Source organism: Parvibaculum sp. (assembly GCF_030694575.1).
In the GTDB taxonomy this organism is placed as follows: Bacteria; Pseudomonadota; Alphaproteobacteria; order Parvibaculales; family Parvibaculaceae; genus Parvibaculum.
Genome location: NZ_JAUYUS010000101.1, coordinates 1 through 3,272, shown reverse-complemented (window position 1 = coordinate 3,272; position 3,272 = coordinate 1). Strand labels below are relative to the sequence as shown.

General features: G+C 63.6%; 4 protein-coding genes. All 4 read right to left on the bottom strand.

What is annotated here, in order from left to right:
* On the bottom strand, positions 1 to 902 hold a 902-nt coding region (locus Q8S60_RS14795), incomplete at its 3' end, for an MBL fold metallo-hydrolase (RefSeq protein WP_305668683.1).
* A 65-nt stretch (positions 903 to 967) separates the two neighbouring features.
* The gene (locus Q8S60_RS14790; RefSeq protein WP_305276374.1) at positions 968 to 1,453 is read right to left on the bottom strand and encodes a MarR family winged helix-turn-helix transcriptional regulator; all 486 of its coding nucleotides are present in this window, start codon (positions 1,451 to 1,453) and stop codon (positions 968 to 970) included.
* Between the two features lie 191 nt (positions 1,454 to 1,644).
* Positions 1,645 to 1,866 (bottom strand): hypothetical protein, encoded by a 222-nt coding sequence (locus Q8S60_RS14785; RefSeq protein WP_305276375.1) that lies wholly within the window; start codon positions 1,864 to 1,866, stop codon positions 1,645 to 1,647.
* A gap of 233 nt (positions 1,867 to 2,099) precedes the next feature.
* On the bottom strand, positions 2,100 to 3,272 hold a 1,173-nt coding region (locus Q8S60_RS14780), incomplete at its 5' end, for an AMP-binding protein (RefSeq protein WP_305668682.1).

Below are 3,272 nucleotides of genomic sequence, written 5' to 3'. Positions count from 1 at the left end.
GCCAGCCGGTAGTTCCCGCCGAGCGTCGGCTTGCCGTCCGCCTCGACGATGCCGCGAGCGACGAGATATTCCATGTGGGCGAAGACGGAGCGCGCGGCGGCGGGATAGAGCCGCTTGTCGACGGCGGCGTACATGACGGGCACCATGTCGGCGATGCGCGTCTTGCCCGAGGCGAGCTGCTTCAGGATTTGCTGCTCGCGGTCTTCGCGATGCGCGATGAAGGAACGCACGAAGGGCTTCGGATCCTTGATCGCGGGACCATGCGTCGGCCAGTAGATTTCGTCGTCGCGCTCCAGCAGGAGATGCAGCGAGGCCATGTATTGTTCCATGTTGCCGTCGGGCGGGCTGACGATGCTGGTGGACCAGCCCATGACATGATCGCCGGTGAAGAGCGCCTTCTCTTCCTCCAGCGCGAAGCACATGTGGTTCGAGGTGTGGCCGGGCGTGTAGACGCATTCGACGGTCCAGCCGGCGCCTTCGATGACGTCGCCGTCGCCGACTTCGACATCGGGCACGAACTCCATGTCGCCGTCTTCCTCGACCTGTACCTCGTCCGATCCCTGCTGGCCGGAGCCATGCGGGCCGAAGGCATAGGTCTCGGCGCCGGTGAGCGCCTTGAGCGGCTTCGCGGCGGGCGAATGATCGCTGTGGGTGTGGGTGATGAGGATGTGGCTGACGATCTCGCCTTCGAGCGCGCGCAGCAACGCCTCGACATGGGCATTGAGCATCGGGCCCGGATCGACCACCGCGACCTCGCCATGCCCGATGATGTAGGTGCCCGTGCCCTTGTAGGTGAAGGCGGAAGGATTGTTCGCGACCACGCGGCGGATCAGCGGCGAGACTTCGTCGCAGTCGCCGTATTTGAACTCGATATCGCGAACGTAAGGAATCTGGACCGACATTGTGCCTCCGGTTTTGGCGGCAGCTTGGACTGAACGGACCGGAACATCAATGGAGGCGGCGCGGCTCAGCCAGTCTTCCGCAAGCCCGCGGTACGGCTGCGGACGCTGCTTACCTCTTGCGTAAAGCGGGCGAGGTTGCAGCGCATGCGCACGAGCATGTCGATGAACCTGGCTCGTTCTTCTTCGCTGAAGCCGTCATAGGCTTCGTCGAGAATTTCGTCCCCCGCCTCCCACAATTGATCGAGCAGCGGCTGCGCCTTCGATGTCAGGAAAAGCTGCTGCGCGCGCCGGTCCTTCGGATCCGGCCGCCGTTCGACGACGCCGAGCGCCACCAGCTTGTCGATGAGGCGCGCGACCGTGATGGGCTGAACTTCGAGAAGGTCGGCGAGGCCGACCTGATTGAGGCCCTGGTTGCGCGACAGATGCGCGAGTGCCCCCCACTGGGCCTGGGTGAGGCCGCTGACACGATCGTTGAAGGCGGTTTTCATGAGCCGCGAATTGTCCCGCAGCAGAAAGCCGGTGCTGCGCTCCGGATTTTGGTTCTTCAACATAAACACCGCCCCGTCGGTAGAATGCCAAGCTGCTAATAAGCAAGGCTACTTATATGGGCGTCGCATGACGCAGCGCAAGAGGCGCTTTCGGTCATAAAAGGGGTGAAAATCGGCTGTTCGGAAGGAAAAACCGGACCTCACGGGCGCAGCGAACGGTTGCCGCGCCCGTGAGGGATGAGGAGTGGCCCGGCTCAGTAAATAGCGGCCACATAGGCCACGAAAGCGGCCGAATAGAGCGAGAGCACACTGTAGCCGGCCGCCGCGACGGCGTCGGAAAGGCTGAACTCGCGATGGGTTTTGACGATCTGGGCCTTGCCTGTGGACCACAGGCGCTCCGCCTGGGCCGACACATCCGCGCCGAGAGACCGGGTCTGCGCGGCGACATGGGAGGCGAGATGCGATGCGGAAGTCATGGGGCTACCTCTGGTACTTCGAGTGACGCTAAACCGCCCGTTCGTTTCCGCCCCTTCCGGGGGATGCCGCTTTTGAAGCAGTTCGCTTTGTTGAACCAAAGATATGTTGCATCGCACAAACTGACAAGATGTCAGTGTGTGATTATTTTGCAATGCAGCAGGACTTTTTGACGCAGCGCGGCATGAAAAAAGGGCGGGAAACCCGCCCTTTCTCCGATCCGAAGCCGTAAAGGTCAGATCTGCCGTCCCGCACGCTCCCAGTATGGCTCGCGGAGCTTGCGCTTGAATATTTTCCCGGAATCCTCGCGCGGCAGGTCGTTCTGGAACTCAACCGTCTTGGGCACCTTGTAGCCGGCGATGCGCTCGCGCAGGAAGGCCCGGACATCGGCCGCCTGGAGGCTGACGCCGGGCTGCGGCTGGACCACGGCGCAGAGGGCCTCGCCGAACTCCTCATCCGGGATGCCGAAGACGGCGCAATCGCCGACGCCCGGCATCTTGTGAAGCTCGGCCTCGATCTCGGCCGGGTAGATGTTGACGCCGCCCGAGATCACCATGTCCTTGGCGCGGTCGCAGAGATAGAGGAAGCCGTCCTCGTCGAGATAGCCGATATCGCCGAGCGCGATGAGGCCGGCCTTCTCCGCCCTGCGGCGCTTCTCGTCGTCGCCGTGATAGGTGAAGTCGGGAATGGACGGAATACGGCAGACGATCTCGCCCGTCGCGCCGGTCGCAAGTTCCTCGCCGTTCTCGCCGAGCACCATGACCTTCGCGCCCTCGAGCGCCTTGCCGACGGTGCCGGGATGCTTGAGGTATTGCTCGGAATTGCAGAAGACGACCGCGCCCGTTTCGGTGCCGCCGTAGTATTCGTTGATGACCGGGCCCCACCACTCGATCATCGCCTGCTTCACGTGAACCGGGCAGGGCGCCGCCGCGTGGACGACGAAGCGCAGCGACGACAGGTCGTATTTCCTTTTCACCTCGTCCGGCAATTTCAGCAGGCGGACGAACATGGTCGGCACCATGTGGAGATGCGTGACCTTGTATTTGTCGATCATCTGCAGCAGCTCTTCCGGATCGAAGCGCGGCTGCAGGATGACATTGGCGCCGACGCGGAAGGCGAAGAGTCCGTAGGCGTTAGGCGCGGAGTGATACATGGGGCCTGTGACGACCGTCACCATGTCCTGCGGTGCGCCGTGAGCCGGACCGAAGCCCATGACGGTGCCGATGATGTGGCTCCAGACGACGGCCTGTTCCGCCGTCGGCGGCGCGCGGCGCACGCCCTTCGGATGGCCGGTGGTGCCGGAGGTGTAGATCATCGAACCGGGAGGCTCGGCCGGGCCGGCCTGGATCGGCGGAAACTGCGCGAGCCATTGGCCCCAGTCCTGCGTACCGGCCGGGAGCTTCGCCGC

Excerpts from the sequence above, each read along its gene's own strand:
- Q8S60_RS14785 (WP_305276375.1), bottom strand. The coding sequence starts at position 1,866 with ATGACTTCCGCATCGCATCTCGCCTCCCATGTCGCCGCGCAGACCCGG.
- Q8S60_RS14790 (WP_305276374.1), bottom strand. The coding sequence starts at position 1,453 with ATGTTGAAGAACCAAAATCCGGAGCGCAGCACCGGCTTTCTGCTGCGG.